10 protein-coding genes and 1 pseudogene are annotated in these 16,094 nt (G+C 72.2%); 4 read left to right on the top strand and 7 right to left on the bottom strand.

Annotated features, from left to right (window positions below):
- Positions 1–19: 19 nt before the first annotated feature.
- Entirely contained in the window at positions 20–1,141 is a 1,122-nt protein-coding gene (locus SZ55_RS21210; protein WP_044411207.1) for a GGDEF domain-containing protein, read from the top strand.
- A gap of 21 nt (positions 1,142–1,162) precedes the next feature.
- Here SZ55_RS21210 and SZ55_RS29185 read toward each other — a convergent pair whose 3' ends face one another.
- From SZ55_RS29185 to SZ55_RS21195, 4 genes and pseudogenes are all read right to left on the bottom strand, one after another.
- Positions 1,163–1,891 carry a methyl-accepting chemotaxis protein gene (locus tag SZ55_RS29185; RefSeq protein ID WP_373874426.1) on the bottom strand — a complete coding sequence of 243 codons (729 nt, stop codon included), beginning with the start codon at positions 1,889–1,891 and terminating at the stop codon, positions 1,163–1,165.
- Between the two features lie 135 nt (positions 1,892–2,026).
- Positions 2,027–3,049, bottom strand: a pseudogene (locus SZ55_RS29180) (HAMP domain-containing protein); the annotation flags it as partial.
- A gap of 314 nt (positions 3,050–3,363) precedes the next feature.
- A complete protein-coding gene (gene pbpC, locus SZ55_RS21200; protein ID WP_442963708.1) occupies positions 3,364–5,682 on the bottom strand; it encodes a peptidoglycan glycosyltransferase PbpC in 2,319 nt (772 codons plus the stop codon).
- 137 nt (positions 5,683–5,819) lie between these two features.
- The gene (locus SZ55_RS21195; RefSeq protein ID WP_044411201.1) at positions 5,820–10,736 is read right to left on the bottom strand and encodes an alpha-2-macroglobulin family protein; all 4,917 of its coding nucleotides are present in this window, start codon (positions 10,734–10,736) and stop codon (positions 5,820–5,822) included.
- Between the two features lie 124 nt (positions 10,737–10,860).
- Here SZ55_RS21195 and SZ55_RS21190 point away from each other — a divergent pair, with 124 nt between their 5' ends.
- The gene (locus tag SZ55_RS21190; protein WP_044411198.1) at positions 10,861–12,240 is read left to right on the top strand and encodes an MATE family efflux transporter; all 1,380 of its coding nucleotides are present in this window, start codon (positions 10,861–10,863) and stop codon (positions 12,238–12,240) included.
- An 11-nt stretch (positions 12,241–12,251) separates the two neighbouring features.
- Positions 12,252–12,707: a DUF2214 family protein gene (locus tag SZ55_RS21185; protein WP_044411196.1), complete on the top strand. Its 456-nt coding sequence runs from the start codon at positions 12,252–12,254 to the stop codon at positions 12,705–12,707.
- Positions 12,708–12,711: 4 nt separating this feature from the next.
- Here the strand turns inward: SZ55_RS21185 and SZ55_RS21180 are convergent, their stop codons facing one another.
- From SZ55_RS21180 to SZ55_RS21170, 3 genes are read right to left on the bottom strand one after another with little or no spacing between them, the layout of a single operon-like run.
- Positions 12,712–13,143, bottom strand: coding sequence for a carboxymuconolactone decarboxylase family protein (locus tag SZ55_RS21180; RefSeq protein WP_044411193.1), 432 nt, complete (start codon positions 13,141–13,143; stop codon positions 12,712–12,714).
- Positions 13,140–13,754 carry an FMN-dependent NADH-azoreductase gene (locus tag SZ55_RS21175; protein ID WP_044411190.1) on the bottom strand — a complete coding sequence of 205 codons (615 nt, stop codon included), beginning with the start codon at positions 13,752–13,754 and terminating at the stop codon, positions 13,140–13,142. The genes SZ55_RS21180 and SZ55_RS21175 overlap by 4 nt, the downstream gene beginning before the upstream one ends.
- A gap of 12 nt (positions 13,755–13,766) precedes the next feature.
- Complete coding sequence (locus SZ55_RS21170) at positions 13,767–14,210, bottom strand: GNAT family N-acetyltransferase (protein WP_044411187.1); 444 nt, start codon at positions 14,208–14,210, stop codon at positions 13,767–13,769.
- 87 nt (positions 14,211–14,297) lie between these two features.
- Here SZ55_RS21170 and pdxR point away from each other — a divergent pair, with 87 nt between their 5' ends.
- Complete coding sequence (gene pdxR, locus SZ55_RS21165) at positions 14,298–15,710, top strand: MocR-like pyridoxine biosynthesis transcription factor PdxR (RefSeq protein ID WP_044411184.1); 1,413 nt, start codon at positions 14,298–14,300, stop codon at positions 15,708–15,710.
- Positions 15,711–16,094 lie beyond the last annotated feature (384 nt).

Raw genomic sequence — 16,094 nt, 5'->3', positions numbered from 1 at the left:
GTATTTGTGATCACAACGCATGACTGACACAGAGCTGCCCCACCAGCCGGAGACCTTCCCGCTCTGGCGCGAGATCCAGGACACCCGCACCCGCACCCGCCTTGGCGGCCTCTACTACCTGCTGGCCTGGACCATTGCCTGGGCCTTCAGCGCCGCACCCGGCGAGCACCTGCTGCTGGGCCTGGGCGGCACCCTGCTGTTCGGCGCCCTGCTGGTGGCGCGCCTCCGTCACTGCCCGGGCGCGGCCGCCAGCCAGGCGCAGCTCAAGCGCTGGCTGGACACCCACTGGGGGCTGATCCTGCTCACCTGCCTGGCCTGGGGCCTGGCCCACGCTTACATGATCCTCACGCCCGACTACCGGGACGCCCGCATCATCGGCACCCTCAGCACCGTCGCCTTCGGCACCGCCATGGCCTTCAACTTCGCCATGCGCCGGGCCTGGGCCATCCTCGCCTTGATGCTGCTGTACCTGCCGGGCCTGGCCGCCATGCTGCTTTCCCCCGAGCGGCTCACCGCCGAGCTGGTGACCCTGGCCTTCTACCTCAGCTACCTGCTGCTGGCCCTCAACCGCAGCCACCGCGAGTACCAGGGCACCCTGAACCTGGAGATGGAGCTGCTGCAGCAGCGCCAGCGCCTGGATGCCCTCAGCCGCACCGACGGGCTGACCCTGCTGGGCAACCGCCACCAGTTCAACAACCTGTTCCCGGCCATGGTCGCCCACGCCGCCCGCGAGGGCTCGCCGCTGTCACTGGTGCTGCTGGACATCGACTTCTTCAAGCGCATCAACGACGAGTACGGCCACGCCGCCGGCGACCGCTGCCTGGAGCAGTTCGCCGAGCGCATGCGCCAGGTGTTCCGCCGTGACAGCGACGCCCTGCTGCGCCTGGGTGGCGAGGAGTTCGGCGTGCTGATGCCCGGCACCACGCGGGAGCAGGCCGTGCAACTGGGCGAGAGCTTCCGCAGCGCTCTGGCCCGCGAGGGCCTGACCTATGACGGGCACACCCTGCCGATGACCACGAGCCTGGGCGTCGGCTGCTTCGACCCGCAGCAAGACGCCAGTGCCGAGGCCTTCTTCAAGCGCGTGGACGATGCCCTGTACCGCGCCAAGAGCCACGGCCGCGACCGGGTGGAGACCGCCTAGGCCGCCACCCGCCGCCCGGCCTCAGAGGCGGAAGCGCCCCATCTGCCCGGCCAGGTCGTCGGCCAGCCGGCTGAGTGCCTGGCACTCCTCGCGGCAGCCGCGCACCTCGCCGGCGGTGGCACCGGCCAGGTCGGCGATGCCCTGCACGTTGCGGTTGATCTCCTCGGTGACCGAGGACTGTTCTTCGGTGGCCGCCGCCACCTGGTGGTTCATGTCGCTGATGGCCTCCACCTGGTCAGTGATCGCCGACAGCGACTGGCCGGTGCGCTGGCTGGCCTCGACGCCGGTGCCGGTGGCCGATTGCCCGGCGCGCATGGAGCTGACGGCCGTCTCCGCGCCGCTCTTCAGGCGCTGGATCATCTGCTGGATCTCGTCGGTGGAGGCCTGGGTGCGGCTGGCCAGGGTGCGCACCTCGTCGGCCACCACAGCGAAGCCGCGGCCCATCTCGCCGGCCCGCGCCGCTTCGATGGCGGCGTTCAGTGCCAGCAGGTTGGTCTGCTCGGAAATGCCACGGATCACCGCCAGCACCTGGTCGATGGACGCCACCTGCTCGGCCAGCTCGGTGACCGCCGTGGCCGCCTCGCCGATCTCCCCGGACATGCGCTCGATGTGGCGGATGGAGTCCCCCACCACCTGGCGCGCCTGCACCGCTTCGTCCCGCGCCTTCTGCGAGCTGAGCGCGGCGCTGCCGGCGTTGCGGGCGATCTCCTGCACGGTCAGGCCCATCTCGTGCACCGCCGTGGCCACCATGTCGGTCATCTCCTGCTGGCGGCCGGCGCGCTGGGCGGTGTTCTCCACCACCGTGGTCACCTGGCCGACCGCATCGCGCAGGCTGCGGCTGGTGCCGAGCACGTCGGCGATCAGCCCGCGCTGGCTCTCCAGGAAGCGGTTGAAGCCCCGCGCCAGGTCACCCAGCTCGTCGGCGCGGCTGTCGTCCAGGCGCCGGGTCAGGTCGCCACCGCCACCGCCGATCTCCACCAGCGCCGCCGTCACCTGGCGGATCGGTCGCACCAGCCCACGGGCCAGCAGCACCACCAGCAACAGCGAGAGCAGCGCCACGCCAATGCCCACCAGGCAGGTGGTGATCAGCGCCTGGCGCGCCTCGGCGTAGATCTCGCCCTCGGGCACCTCGCTCACCAGCACCCAGTCCACCGACTGCAGCGGCTGAGCCAGCGCCAGGAAGGGCTGGCCGTCACGCTCGAAGCGCACCGCCTGGCCCTGGCCGCCCAACAGCGCGCGGGCGGCATCGCCGCTGGTCAGGTCGGCCAGGGTGCGGCTGTCGTTGTAGTCCGACTGCGGGTGGATCTTCACCTTGCCGTCGGCGCTGACCAGGTACACCCGGCCGCTCTTGCCGAAGCGGAAGTCGCGGATCATCGCCGACATCGCCCCCAGCCCGTAGCCCAGGCCCGCCACCCCCAGGGTGCGGCCGCCGGCACTGACCCGCTGGTTGATGAACAGCGTCGGCTGGCGGGTGCTCTTGTCCACGTCGATGTCCAGCGAGCGCGGCTTGCCGCCATCGAGGAAGCCGTAGAACCAGGCGTTCTCCGCCGGCCCCCGGGTCAGGGTGCGGTCCAGGCCCTTGCCGGTGTAGTAGTGCCCGCTGTCCTGGCTGACCAGGAAGGTGACCAGGGCGTTGTGCTGCGCCTGCACGCCGGCCAGGTAGCGCACGAAGTCCGCCTGGCGCGCCGGGTCCTCGCCGGCGCCGAGCCAGTCATGGACCAGGCTGTTGTCCGCCAGGGAGCGCGCCGCCGTCAGCGGCTCGGCCAGCACCCGCTCCAGGTCGTTGCGGATGGCCAGGGTGCTCTTGGGCAACGCCTCGCCCACCAGGTAGCGGTCGCTCAGGCGGAAGACCACCGCCGAGTAGAGGCCGACCACGATGAGGATGCTCACCAGCAGGGCCGCGCCCATGCTGAGGATCAGCTGCCATTGGATACTGCGTTGCCAGAGGCGCATGGGCCTATCTCCTGGGACTGTGTGGCTGAAAGGCACGCGACCGCCCTGCCCCGCCGGCACGCGCCGGCGAGCCGCCACGATCCGGGGCGGGCAGGTGGGGCTCCTGGGAGGGGCGAGGCGTTCGGACGTGCCTGTCCGGTTACGGGCCCGACCGCGCGCGAATGCACGGGGGCCGGGCGGGACGGCGGATTGTATACATGAAGCCGGACAATCCGGCAGCCCGCCCACCCTGTTTTCTCGACCGCGGGGTCAAGTTGCTTGAGCGGTGGCTAGTCGATCACCCGGAACTCCAGACGAGCGGTCGCCCCGGCCTCGTCCAGCAGGCTCAGCTGATGGCGCCCCACGTCACCGGGCCATGCGTCCAGGGCGCCGTCCGGGCTGCTCTCGCCCAGGGGCGCGCCGTCGAGGAACCACCAGCGCCGGCCACTGCCCCCCAGGCTCGACAGGCGCACCCGCAGCGGACCCGCGCTGGCCGCCGGGCGGCGCACCTGCTCGCCTTCGCGCAGGCCGACGATGGACAGCGGCGCGGCGCCGGGCAGCAGCACCGGCGGGCACGTCGGCGAGGGCGGCGGCAGGCGCCCGGCCAGGCGTTCGCGCCGGGGCAGCCAGGGTTCCAGCGGGGCGGGCCACAGCGCCACCTCGCGGGGCTGGGCACCAAGGCAGCCCGGCGCGGTGCGCCGGCCCTGGGTGTCCACCCACCAGGTCTGGCGCAGGCCCAGGCCCAGCGGCTGGTCGGCCGCCAGCAGGGTCGGCGGGGTGGTGCCGTCGAGGGTCCAGGCCAGGCGCGGCCGGCGGCAGTTGGGGTCGTCCCGGTCCAGGGGCTGGCCGAGGGGCCAGCAGATCGCCGCGATGCCCACCGAGTCCGGGCGTGGATCCGCCGGGGGCAGCACGCCGCGCTGGGCGTCGCGGTTGAGCAGCACATCGTGCACCTGCATCAGCAGCGGCGCCGCCGAGGCCAGGCCGAACTGGCCCGGCACCGGGGTGCCGTCGGGGCGGCCGATCCACACGCCCACCAGATAGCGTGGCCCCACGCCCATGGCCCAGGCATCGCGGAAGCCGTAGCTGGTGCCGGTCTTCAGCGCCAGCAGCGGGCCCAGCGGCGCCGGGGCCTGGGGGTCCGGGTCCGGGCGGGACTGGCCGGCGAGGATGCGCCGCACGATCCACGCCGCTCCGGGGGACAGCAGGCGCCGCTCGCGCAGCCCGTCGTCCGGCTGCAAGCGGGGCGTGGCGGCACGGCCCTGGCGGGCAAGGGCGGCGTAGGCGCCCACCAGGTCCTCCAGCCGCGCCCCGGCACCGCCCAGCACCAGCGCCAGGTTCGGCTCGGCGCCGGCCGGCAGCACCAGGGGCAGGCCGGCGCTGCGCAGCTCACCGGCGAAGCGCTTCGGCCCGTAGGCCTCCAGCAGCTGCACGGCCGGCAGGTTGAGGGAGGTGGCCAAGGCCTCGCTGGCCGCCACCGGCCCGCTGAAGCCGGAGGAGAAGTTGCCGGGGCGGTAGTCGCCGTAGCGGCGCGGCACGTCCTGCAGCAGCGATTCGGAATGGATCAGCCCGGCGTCCAGGGCCAGGCCATAGAGGAAGGGCTTGAGGGTGGAACCGGGGGAACGCAGCGAGGTGACCATGTCGACGTGGCCGAAGCGGCGGGCGTCGTCCAGCTCCACCGACCCCAGGTAGGCGCGCACCGCCATGCTCGGGTGCTCCACCACCAGGATCGCCGCCGAGGTGCGCTCCGGCAGCTTCGCCCGCCAGCCCAGCAACAGGCTTTCCAGCCGCCGCTGCAGGGCCGCGTCGACGGTGGTGCGGATCAGCGGCGGGCTGCCCGGCCGGTTCAGGCGCCGCGCCAGCAGTGGCGCCAGGTTCGGCTCCTGGCGCGGCGCCAGCAGCACCGGCTCCTGCAGGGCTTCGTCCACCACCGCCTGGGGCCACACGCCGTATTCGGCGAGGCGCTTGAGCACCTTGTCCCGCGCGGCGGTGGCGCGCTCGGGGTGGCGGTCCGGGCGCAAGCGGCTGGGGGCCTGGGGCAGCACCGCGAGCAAGGCGGCCTCGGCGCGGGTCAGCTGCGACGGCGGCTTGCCGAGGTAGGCCCAGCTGGCCGCCGCGACCCCCTGCAGGGTGCCGCCGAAGGGTGCGCGGTCCAGGTAGAGGGTGAGGATCTGCGTCTTGGACAGGTGCCATTCCAGCTGCAGGGTGCGCCACAGCTGGCGCAGCTTGCCGGTGAAGGTCCGCGGGTGGGGGTCGAGCAGCCGCGCCACCTGCATCGACAGGGTGCTGCCGCCGGAGAGCACCCGGCCGCCGCTGAGGTTCTGCCAGGCGGCGCGCCCCAGGGCCAGCGGGTTGACCCCGGGGTGGCGGTAGAACCAGCGGTCCTCGTAGGTGAGCAACGCCTCCAGGTAATAGGGCGAGACCTGCTCCGGGGTCACCGGGTAGCGCCACACGCCGTCGGCGTCGGCGAAGCGCCACAGCGGGGTGCCGTCCTCGGCCAGCACCACCCGCGCGCGGTCGTCGGCCGGGAGTGGCAGCGGGAACAGGCGGTCGGCCAGCCACAGCAGCGCCAGTAGCAGGAGCGGCACGCTGATCCAGCGGCGCCGCGCCAGGCGTCGGGCGCCACGGTGGCAGGTGGAAAGCAACGACACGAACGGCACTCCAGGCAGCATCGGACAACGGCCGGCCCCGCCACCGCAAGGGGGTGGGGCCGGCCTTCAGGGCATCGCCAAGACCGGGGGCGAGGCCATCAGCGGTCGTGGATCACCATCACCTCCGGCGCATCCCCCAGGGCCTGCCATTGCGGCCGGTACATGGACTCCACCTGGGGCGGGGGCACGCGGTAGGTGCCGGGGGTCACGGCGCGGGCCAGGTAGAGCAGGTGCGTGGTGTCGTAGCCGCTGACGTCCACGGCGGCCACGTAGCGGTCGTCGCGGAACTCCTGGTGCTTGATGGCCGCCCCCTGCATGGACTCCTGCAGGCCGCGCACTTCCTGGCTGGCGTCCTGCAGGCTGGCGGCGCTGTGGGCCAGGTTCTGGTTCTCCGGCTCCAGCCCGGCGGGCAGCAGGTCCACCACCAGGGCGTCGGGGGTGCGCTCGTGGGCCTGCACACTGAGGTGCACCAGCACCAGCTGGCCGCTGCGCAGGTCGCGGATGTCCACGGGCTTGCCGTCCAGGCCCAGGTAGTCGCGCTGGATCGAGAGGTTCTCGCCGCCCGCCTTCGGTGCCTCCGTCGGGTAGCCGGACAGGGTCAGGCGCTGGTACAGCGGCGCCGGGCTGCGGCTGGTGAGGGTCAGCGGTTCGGCCAGGGCCTGCTCGTCGAGGCGCAGGTTGGCGTGGTCGCGGTCCAGGGTGCGGGCCTGACCGGCGATGTCCAGGCTGGCCTGCCAGTCCGGCTCGGGCTTGCCGATCAGGTGGCGGCCGGCGAGGAACAGCGCGTTGCGCTCCTGGGTCGACAGCCAGTCACGGCCGGCCAGGCGATCCGACAGCGGGAACAGGCGGGCGTCGACCTGATCCGGCGCCAGGCCGCTTTCCTCCAGCAGGGCGAGGATCAGCGCCTCGTCCCGCAGGGTGCTGCCGTAGTCGGCGTACCAGCCGTCGCCACGCACGGCCTGGGCCGCCAGCCCGGCCTCCAGCGCCTGGTCGGCGCGGGGCTGGTCGCCCATGGCCTTGAGGGCCACGGCCAGTTGCACCAGGGCCAGGCCCGAGCGCGATTCGGCACGCCGCTCGAACAGGCTGCGCAGGGCACCGAGGGGTGCCTGCTGGGTGCGGGCCAGCACGTAGCCGGCGTAGGCCTGCACGGCGAAGCGGCTGTAGTCGCTGTTGTCGGTGTAGTTCACGTCGATCTGGTTGCGGTCCTGCAGGTAGCGCAGCAGGCGCTCGTTGGCCTTGGCGAGGGCGGCGGCGGGCACGTCGAAGCCCTGCTCGCGGGCGCGCTGGAGGAAGTCGGTGACGTAGGCGGTCAGCCAGGGTTCCTCGTCGCTCTCGTTGCTCCACAGGCCGAAGCTGCCGTTGAAGCGCTGCATGCCCAGCAGGCGCCCGATGCCGATGGCGATGGCCTTGCGCCGCTGCTCGTCGGGCTCGTCCTCCAGGCCCAGGCGCTGGCGGGTGGCGGCGTCGAGGTAGAGCGAGGCGTAGAGCCCGCTGGTGGTCTGCTCGGCGCAGCCATAGGGGTAGGCGCGCAGGGCGCGGATGTGCTCGGCGATATTCAGCGGCGGGCGCGCGGACACCGACAGCCGGGCCTCGCGGCCGATGGTCTCGAAGGCCGCCAGGGTGCCGGCGGGCAGGCTCCAGCTGTCGCCCTTGAGCACCGCGCGGAAGCTGCGGTTCTGCGCCGGCCAGGCCGGGCGGATGCCCAGGGTCCAGTCACGGGTCAGCGGTGCCAGGGCCTCGCCGGGCAGGGCCAAGCCGTTGACCGTGACGCGGATGCTGCCCTGGCCGAAGCCACTGAGGGCGCGCACCGGCACCCGCAGGGTGGTGCGCTGGCCGTCGGCCAGTTGCAGCGGGGTGGTCTGCCCGGCGGGGGCCTCGGCGAGGCGCAGCAGGCCGTCGGCCTCCAGCTTCACGTCAAGGGCCTGGGGCTGGCCGGAGAGGTTGGTCAGGTCGAGGGCGACGCTGGTCTCGTCACCGCCGGCGAGGAAGCGCGGGGCGGCCAGTTCGGCCACCAGCGGCGCGGCCACCACGGTCTTGCCTTCGGCCATGCCGTAGCGTTCGTCGGTCCACACCTGGGCCATCAGCCGCAGCTCGCCGTTGAAGTCGGGGATATCCAGGCTGACGTCGCCTTCCCCCTGCTCGTCGAGGGTCACCGGCACGCTCTGCAGGGCCACCAGGCGCACCTTGCTCGGCGGGCGCTTGCCACCGGCGGCGAGGCCGGCGTCACCGCCGAAGGCCAGGGAGGCTAGGCGCCCCTGGCCGGCTTCGATCAGTTGGCCGTACACGTCCAGCTGGTCGGCGCCGTAGGCCTTGCGGCCGAACAGCGCGGCGAAGGGGTCGGGGGTGGCGTAGTCGGTGATGCTGAGGATGCCGGCGTCCACCGCCGCCACCAGCACATGGGCCTGGCGCGCCGGGGTGCCGTCGGCGTTCTTCGCTTGCACGTGCACCGCCAGGGGCTGGTTGGGGCGCATCTTCTCGGCGGCGCGCAGGGTCAGCGCCAGCTTGCGCGGGGCGCGCTCCAGGGGCAGGTGCAGCAGACCGACGGCGCGCTTGGGCGTGACCCGCTCCTTGCGCTCGCCGGGGCGCACCACCAGGGCGCTGACGTAGAGGTCATGACGAGCCCATTCGCGGCCCACCGGGACCTCGAAGGTGCGGCCTTCGGCGGGCACGTCGATGTTCTGCCACCACAGCGGGCCGTCGGCGGATTCCACCAGCAGGTAGCCGCTGCCGGCCGCCGGCGGGGTGACGCTGATGCGTGCCACGTCGCCTTCGCTGTAGGCGGGCTTGTCCAGCGCCAGCTTGACCTGGTCGGGGCGCACGGCGCCGCCCTCGGTGTTGTCCTGCCAGCGGTAGCCGGCCCAGAAGCGCAGGCTGCTGACCATCCCGGTCTGCGGGTCTTCCACCTCGACCCGGTAGGGGCCCCACTGCACGGGGAAGCTGACGCGGGTGGTGCCGTTGGCGGCGACGTCCACCAGGCGTTCGTCGCTGATGAGGAATTTCTCGTTGTAGTGGTAGTTCCAGCCGCCGTCGTCGTCGTAGCTCCAGTAGTAGTCGCGGCGCTCGCGCACCAGGCGCACCTTGACGCCCTGGGCAGCCAGCTTGTTGCCCTCGGGATCGGCGATCAGCAGTTCCACCTCGGCCATGCCGTTCATGTCCACCTGGTCGTCGGTGAACACGCCACGCAGGCCGGGCAGGCGGGCAGCGGGCCACACCGGCTGCTCCAGGCGCCGGGTGACGGGGCGGCCGCCGGACTCCAGCAGGCTGGCCTGCAGGGTCAGCGACAGCGGCGAGCGGGCGCTGGCCCAGCGGCTTTCCAGCTCCAGGGCGCCCTTGCCGGCTTCGTCGAGCTTGACCTCGTCCAGCTCCACGTCCTGGCTCAGCTCCTCTTCGGTCACCGAACCGAACTGGTAGCCGGGCAGTGCCTTCACCGCTTCGCGCAGCGGCCGCACGTAGAGCTGGCCGGTGAGGCGGTTGCCGGCAGCCGGGGCGCCGTAGAGGTAGCGCCCCTGCACCTGGAAGCGGGCGACGTCGCCGGGTTCCAGGGGCGTGTCGCTGCCCTTGATCTCCAGGGCCATGCGTTCGGGGAGGAAGTCCTCCACCTGGAATTCGTAGAGCTGCTTGTGGCCGTTGCCGAGGTCGATCAGCAATTGCCAGCGGCCGGTGGGGGCATCCCCCGAAAGGGCCAGCTGGTGCTGGTAGAGGCCGTTGGCGTCGGGGGTCCAGACGAAGCTCTGGCTGACCTGGTCGTCCGGGCGGCGCACTTCGACGTTCACCGGCTGGGGCGCCAGGGCGTGGCCGTCGCGGTCACGCAGCAGGGCGTTGAGCAGCACGGTCTCGCCGGGGCGGTAGAGGTCACGCGGGCCGAAGACGAAGAACTGCAGCGGCTGCTGGGCCGGCCCGGCGATGTCGAACTCGGACAGGTCCAGGGCCGGCGTGTCCAGGCGCAGCAGGCTGATCTGGTCACCCTGGTGGCCCACCAGCACGCGGCCCTTGTCGGTCAGCGGCAGTTGCAGGTGGCCCTTGTCGTCGGTCTTGCCCTCGGCCAGCACGGTGCCTTCGGAGTCGAGCAGCTGCAGGTTCACCTCGGCCTGGGGCTTGCCGCCCTCCAGGGCCTGGGCGAAGACATCCAGGCGGCCGCCGAAGCGGTGGGCGGAGAGGCCGATGTCGCTCAGGGTGAACAGCGTGGCGGGGTTGCTGTAGCTGTAGCGGCCGGCGCGGCGCATCACCGCCAGGTACACGCCGGCCGGTTTCAGCGGCTCGATGCCGGCGATGGGCAGCAGCAGGTTCTCGCGGGTGTTGGGCGCGGGCTTGAGGTCGAAGCGCCCGGAGTAGACCAGGTCGGCGGTGCGCAGCAGGGCGTCGCTGTCCCAGTAGCTCATCTGGCTGCGGCGGCCCCAGCGGGCGAGCAGCTTGGGCAGTTCGGCGGGGCGCACGCGGAAGAAGTCGACATCCACGGCGTCGACGTTGAGGGCGATCACCGGCAGGCCTTCGGCAAGGCGGCTGGGCAGCAGCGAGCCCTGGCTGGCGAAGCCCACCGAGGGCTGCAGGTCGCGGGTGCGCAGCTGGCTGACGCTGGCGGAGGCCAGGCGGGCGTCGTTCACCCCGCGCAGGCCGGCGTCGATGGTCAGCTCCAGGTCACGCTTGGGCTGCAGGTGGCGCAGGCGCAGCTCCATGAGGTTGTCGTCCAGCTCCCAGGCGCCATCCACCTTGCCGCTGGCCTTGTCCACCAGGTGCAGGCGCTCGGCGAAGGGCTGCTCCGGGTCCAGCGGCACGGAGAAGGTCACCGACAGGGCGCTGGCGCCGTCGAGCTGGACTTCGGAGATGTCCACCACCTTCAGCTCGCGGCCGGCATAGCGCTTGGCCAGTGCCGCGGTGTCCACCGGCGCGCGGGGCGCCTGGACCTGGGCAGCGGGTTCGGCGGCGGCCTTCTCGGCGGTGTGTTCGGGGGTGGAGGAATCGCAGGCGGCAAGCAGCCCCAGCGAGAGGGCCAGTAACAATCCTTTGTACGACGACATGGTGACTCCGGGGCGGGACGCGCGGTTGCGCGCGCGGCAACTATAGACGAGCCGTGATGCCGGTAAAGTCGCCGCCTTCACGGTTTTGCACCGCTATACTGCGCTGCCCTTGCGGAGCCCGAGAATGAGCCCGATTCGCGACGCCTGGCGGCACCGCCCCACCCACCGACGGGTGTGGGGCCTGGCCGCACCGATGATCCTCTCCAATGTTTCCGTGCCCCTGGTGGCGCTGGTGGACAGCACAGTGGTGGGCCACCTGCCCCATGCCCACCAACTGGGCGCCGTGGCGGTGGGCAGCATGCTCTACACGCTGATGATCGGCGTGCTCGGCTTCCTGCGCATGGGCACCACCGGCTTCGCTGCCCAGACCGCCGGACGGGCGGATGGCGGTGCGCTGCGCCAGGTGCTGCTGCAGGGCCTGCTGCTGGCCGGGGTCCTGGCGCTGGGCCTGGGGCTGCTGGCCCTGCCCTTCGGCCACCTGGCCCTGGGGCTGATGGCGCCCTCGGCGGAGCTGGACCAGCTGACCCGCGAATTCTTCCACCTGCGCCTGCTGGGATTGCCGGCGGCCCTGGCCAACTACGCGCTGGTGGGCTGGTTCCTCGGCACCCAGAACGCCCGGGCGCCGCTGGCGATCCTGCTGGGGACCAACCTGGCGAACATCGCCCTGGCGCTGTGGTTCGTGCTCGGGCTGGACTGGGGCGTGGCCGGCGCGGCCAAGGCGGCGGTGACGGCCGAGTGGTTCGGCGCCCTGATCGGCCTGGCGCTGACCCGGGGCGCGCTGCGGCGCCACCCGGGGCGCATCGTGGCGGGTGCCTTGCGCCGCTGGGCCAGCTGGCGGCCGCTGCTGGCGGTGAACCGCGACATCTTCATCCGTTCCCTGGCGCTGCAGCTGGTGTTCTTCCTGCTCACGGTGCAGGGCGCGCGGCTGGGCGATGCCACGGTGGCGGCCAACGCGCTGCTGCTCAACGGCCTGCTGGTGACCGCCTATGCGCTGGACGGCCTGGCCCACGCGGTGGAGGCCCTGTGCGGCCACGCCATCGGCGCCGGCAACCGCGCGGAGCTGCGCCGGGCCCTGGTGGTGGCGGGGGGCTGGTCGCTGATCGCCAGCCTGGGCTTTGCGCTGTTCTTCCTGCTCGGCGGCGGGCTGTTCATCGACCTGCAGAGCGACATCGCCGAGGTGCGCGCAGTGGCCCACCGCTACCTGCCCTACCTGGCGCTGCTGCCACTGGTGGCGGTGTGGAGCTACCTGCTGGACGGCCTGTTCATCGGCGCCACCCGCGCCCGCGAGATGCGCAACGCGATGCTGCTGGCGGTGCTGCTGAGCCTGCCGCTGGGGCTGGCCCTGGCGGGCCTGGGCAACCACGGGCTGTGGCTGGCCTTCCTGGGCTTCATGGCGCTGCGCGGCCTCAGCCTGGCGGGCCTGGCCTGGCGCCTGCAGCGGCGCGATGCCTGGTTCGCGGGGGCGCCTGCGCCCTCGAACGCTTCCCCCTCCCCTGCCCCCTGAAGGAGCCTGCCATGGCCGACGCGATCGCTGCCTACCTGCATTACCTGTCGATCTTCCTGCTGTTCGCGCTGCTGGTGCTGGAGCACCGCCTGTTCAAGCTGCCGCTGGACCTGGACCGGGCCCGCAGCCTGATGCGCATCGACATCGCCTACGGCATCACCGCCAGCCTGGTGCTGGCCACGGGGCTGGCGCGGGTGCTGTGGTTCGGCAAGGGCAGCGCCTACTACCTGCACAACAGCCTGTTCCACGCCAAGGTCGGGTTGTTCGTGCTGGTGGCGCTGCTCTCCACCTTCCCCACGGTGGTGTTCCTCGGCTGGCGCAACAGCGTCAAGGCCGGCCAGGTGCCGGTGCTGTCGCCGCGCACCGGCAAGCTGCTGGTGATCACCCTGCGCGCCGAGCTGACCCTGCTGCTGGTGCTGCCGCTGCTGGGCGCGTTGATGGCGCGGGGCTTCGGGGTGATCGGCTGAGCCCTTACAGGCGCATCCCCACGGCCAGCCGGTTGAAGGCGTTCATCAGAGCGCAGACGAAGCTGAGGTCGCTGATCTCGGTGTCGCTGAAATGCGCCTTGAGCGGCTCGTAGGCCGAGTCGGGGGCGCCACTGCCTTCCAGCCGGGTCAGCGACTCGGCCCACTCCAGCGCGGCACGCTCGCGCTCGCTGTACAACCCGCTCACCCGCCAGCCGGCCAGGGCATCCAGGCGCGCCTGCTGCTCGCCGCCGGCGCGCAGGGCGCGGCTGTGCATCTCCAGGCAGAAGGCGCAGCCGTTGATCTGCGAGATGCGCAGGTACACCAGTTCGATCAGGGCGTTGCCCAGGGGGCTGTCCTGCAGGGCGTTCTTGGCGCTGAGCAGGCTTTGGTACACACGGGGGGACAGTTCGCTGAACGGCAGTCTGAGTGCACTCATGGGAAAACTCCGATGGGGTTGAAGTAGGGGTGGGTGTCCAGCCGGGCGCGGATCTGCTGCTCGGCCTGGGCGACGGCTTCGGGGCCCTGGGCGAGGCCCTGGAGGTGGAAGAATTCGACGTGGTGCAGGCCGATCACCCCGAGGATGTGGCGCAGGTAGGGGGTGAGGAAGTCGGCCTGGCTGGCCCGCGCCCCCAGGTAGGTGCCGCCGGAGCTGATGACCACGAAACAGGGCCGGTCTTCCAGCAGCCCTTCCTTGGTGCCGTTGCGCAGGGTGAAGGTGCGCTGGATGCGCACCACGTAGTCGAGCCAGAGCTTGAGGCAGGCCGGCACCATGTAGTTGTGCATGGGGGTGGCGATCAGCAGGTGGTCGGCGGCTTCCACTTCGCGCACCAGGGTTTCCGATACGGCGAAGGCGGGGTCGTCCTTCGCGGCGCGGGTCATCAGGGCGCGGGCGTAGTCGCCGGTCAAAGGCGGCAGCGGTTCGGCCACCAGGTCGCGCAGCTGCAGGTCGCTGCGCGGTTGCAGGCGCTCGGCCATCTCGCGGGCCAGGCGGCCACCGAGGGAGGCTTCGCCGTTGGGGCTGCAGTCGATGAGCAGGGTTCGGGGCATGGGGTCCTCCGGTCAGGTGAGAAAACGGCTGAAGTGCAGGCCGGTGGCGAGCAGGCCCTGGCGGAAGTAGAAACGCTGGGCGAGGGCGTTGGCCAAGGCGGTGTCCAGCACCAGCTTGGCGCACCCGTCGGCGCGCGCCAGCCGCTCCACCTCCGCCAGCAGCGCGGCGCCGACGCCCTGGCTGCGGGCGCCTTCGGCGGTGACCAGGTCGTCGACGTAGACGAAGCGGTCGTGGATCAGGTTGTCCAGGGTGCGGTAGCCGGCCAGCCCGAGCAGGCGGCCGTCCTGGCTGGCGGCCAGCAGGCGGTAGCCCTGCTGGCGCTGCCGGGAGACACGCTGGACGAAGGCCTCGGCATCGGCCAGGCGCGGGCGCAGCTGGTGCATCAGGCCGAAGGCCGCGCGCAGGGCGGGTTCGTCCGCTTCGAGGTGGTGCAACTGCAGGGGGGCGTCGCTCATGGGGGCTGTCCGCTGGGTGGTTGGGCGCTACTCTAGGGCGCCCATGTCCCAGCCTACAGAGCCAAGATTCGAGGAAATGACCAGGCCATGACCACCCGCCCGTCGCTGGACCGCACCCTCGATACGCCGCTGTTCCTGCAGCTCTACCAACGCCTGCGCGAGGCCATCGAGCAGGGCCGCCTGGCCCCGGGGGCGCGGCTGCCCTCGCTGCGGGCACTTGCCAGCGAGCTGAACCTGGCGCGGGGCACGGTGGAGGCGGCGTACCAGATGCTGATCGGCGAGGGCTATGCGGAGGCCCACGGCCCGGCCGGCACGCGGGTGTCACCACGCCTGGGCGGCAGCCTGCCGGAACGCCCGACCACACCGGGGCCGGCCCGCACGGCGGCGCCAGCCGAGGCACCCCGGCTGGAGCCGTTCCAGCTCGGCCTGCCGGCCCTGGACGCCTTCCCCCGCAAGCTGTGGACGCGCCTGGTGCAACGCCACCTGCGGGCCCTGGCCGGCCCGGCGATGATGACGCCCGATCCGGTGGGCCACCGCCCGCTGCGGGAAAGCCTGGCGGCGTACCTGGGGGTGTCCCGGGGGATCCGCTGCTCGCCCGAGCAGGTGTTCATCACCACCGGCCACCTCGCCAGCCTGGCGCTGGTGCAGCGCACGCTGATGCGCCCGGGGGACCGCATCTGGCTGGAGGACCCGGGCTATCACCACGCCCGCGAGATGCTCGCGGCGCTGCCGCTGGACTGCGTGCCGGTGCCGGTGGACGGCGAGGGGCTGGTGGTGGAGGCCGGTTGCCGGCGGGCCGCCGACGCGCGCTTCGCCCTGGTCACCCCGACCCACCAGAGCCCCACCGGGGTGGCGCTGTCCCTGCCCCGCCGCCTGGCCCTGCTGGACTGGGCGCGCCGGGCCGAGGCCTGGATCATCGAGGACGACTACGACAGCGAGTACCGCTACCACGGCCGCCCGCTGCCGGCGCTGAAGAGCCTGGACGAGGCCGGCCGGGTGCTCTACGCCGGGACCCTGAGCAAGGTGCTCTACCCCGGCCTGCGCATGGCCTACCTGGTGGTGCCGGCGGCGCAGGTGGAAGCCTTCCGCCAGAGTGCGCGGCTGTTCCCCAGCGGCTGCCCGGAGCTGATGCAGGCGGCCCTGGCGGACTTCATCGAGCAGGGGCATTTCGCCCGCCACCTCAAGCGCATGCGCAGCCTCTACGCCGAGCGCCGCGCCCACACGCGGGAGGCGCTGCTGGCCGCGTTTGGCGAGGGCCTGCGGATCGACCAGCAGGCCGGCGGCATGCACCTGCTGGCCTACCTGGCGGACGGCCAGGACGACACCGCCATCGCCCAGCGCGCCCGCCAGGCGGGGCTGGCGGTGGTGCCGCTGTCGCGCTGGCGCCTGGAGAGCCGGGGCGCACCGGGGCTGGCGCTGGGCTTCACCAACATCGCCACCCCCGACGAGGCCCGGCACCTGGCCCAGCGGTTGCGGGCCGCCGTCGAAGCGACCGGGTAAACACCCAACCGTAGGGTGGGCTTCAGCCCAACGCTCCTGCCCCAAGCCCGTGCCGAACGGTGGATCGGCGCTCACCGGATGGCGCCATGGCACCCGTAGGATGGGCTGAGCTGTGCGAAGCCCATCATCCCGGGCCGGGCGTGGATTGATGCGGTTCGCCGAGCTCACCGCATCCTACGGACTCACACCGTTCCGGCGTCGAGACGATGGATCGATGAAGTGCGATCCAACCACCAATTATCGGCACCCAGATCCTGGGGATAACACCCGAAACCTGCGCAGCAGAAGGTGGATCGGCGTTCACCGGATGGCGCCATGGCACCCGTAGGATGGGCTGAGCTGTGCGAAGCCCATCACCACGGGCGGGGCGTGGATTGATGCGGT

This window comes from Pseudomonas sp. FeS53a (assembly GCF_000931385.1).
In the GTDB taxonomy this organism is placed as follows: Bacteria; Pseudomonadota; Gammaproteobacteria; order Pseudomonadales; family Pseudomonadaceae; genus Metapseudomonas; species Metapseudomonas otitidis.
Note: the sequence above shows the minus strand (reverse complement) of the source record. Positions and strands in the feature narration are given on the sequence as shown.

Coding starts and splice junctions, on each gene's coding strand:
- SZ55_RS21210 (WP_044411207.1), top strand. CDS start 20: ATGACTGACACAGAGCTGCCCCACCAGCCGGAGACCTTCCCGCTCTGG.
- SZ55_RS29185 (WP_373874426.1), bottom strand. CDS start 1,891: ATGGTGGCCACGGCGGTGCACGAGATGGGCCTGACCGTGCAGGAGATC.
- SZ55_RS21195 (WP_044411201.1), bottom strand. CDS start 10,736: ATGTCGTCGTACAAAGGATTGTTACTGGCCCTCTCGCTGGGGCTGCTT.
- SZ55_RS21190 (WP_044411198.1), top strand. CDS start 10,861: ATGAGCCCGATTCGCGACGCCTGGCGGCACCGCCCCACCCACCGACGG.
- SZ55_RS21185 (WP_044411196.1), top strand. CDS start 12,252: ATGGCCGACGCGATCGCTGCCTACCTGCATTACCTGTCGATCTTCCTG.
- SZ55_RS21180 (WP_044411193.1), bottom strand. CDS start 13,143: ATGAGTGCACTCAGACTGCCGTTCAGCGAACTGTCCCCCCGTGTGTAC.
- SZ55_RS21175 (WP_044411190.1), bottom strand. CDS start 13,754: ATGCCCCGAACCCTGCTCATCGACTGCAGCCCCAACGGCGAAGCCTCC.
- SZ55_RS21170 (WP_044411187.1), bottom strand. CDS start 14,210: ATGAGCGACGCCCCCCTGCAGTTGCACCACCTCGAAGCGGACGAACCC.
- pdxR (WP_044411184.1), top strand. CDS start 14,298: ATGACCACCCGCCCGTCGCTGGACCGCACCCTCGATACGCCGCTGTTC.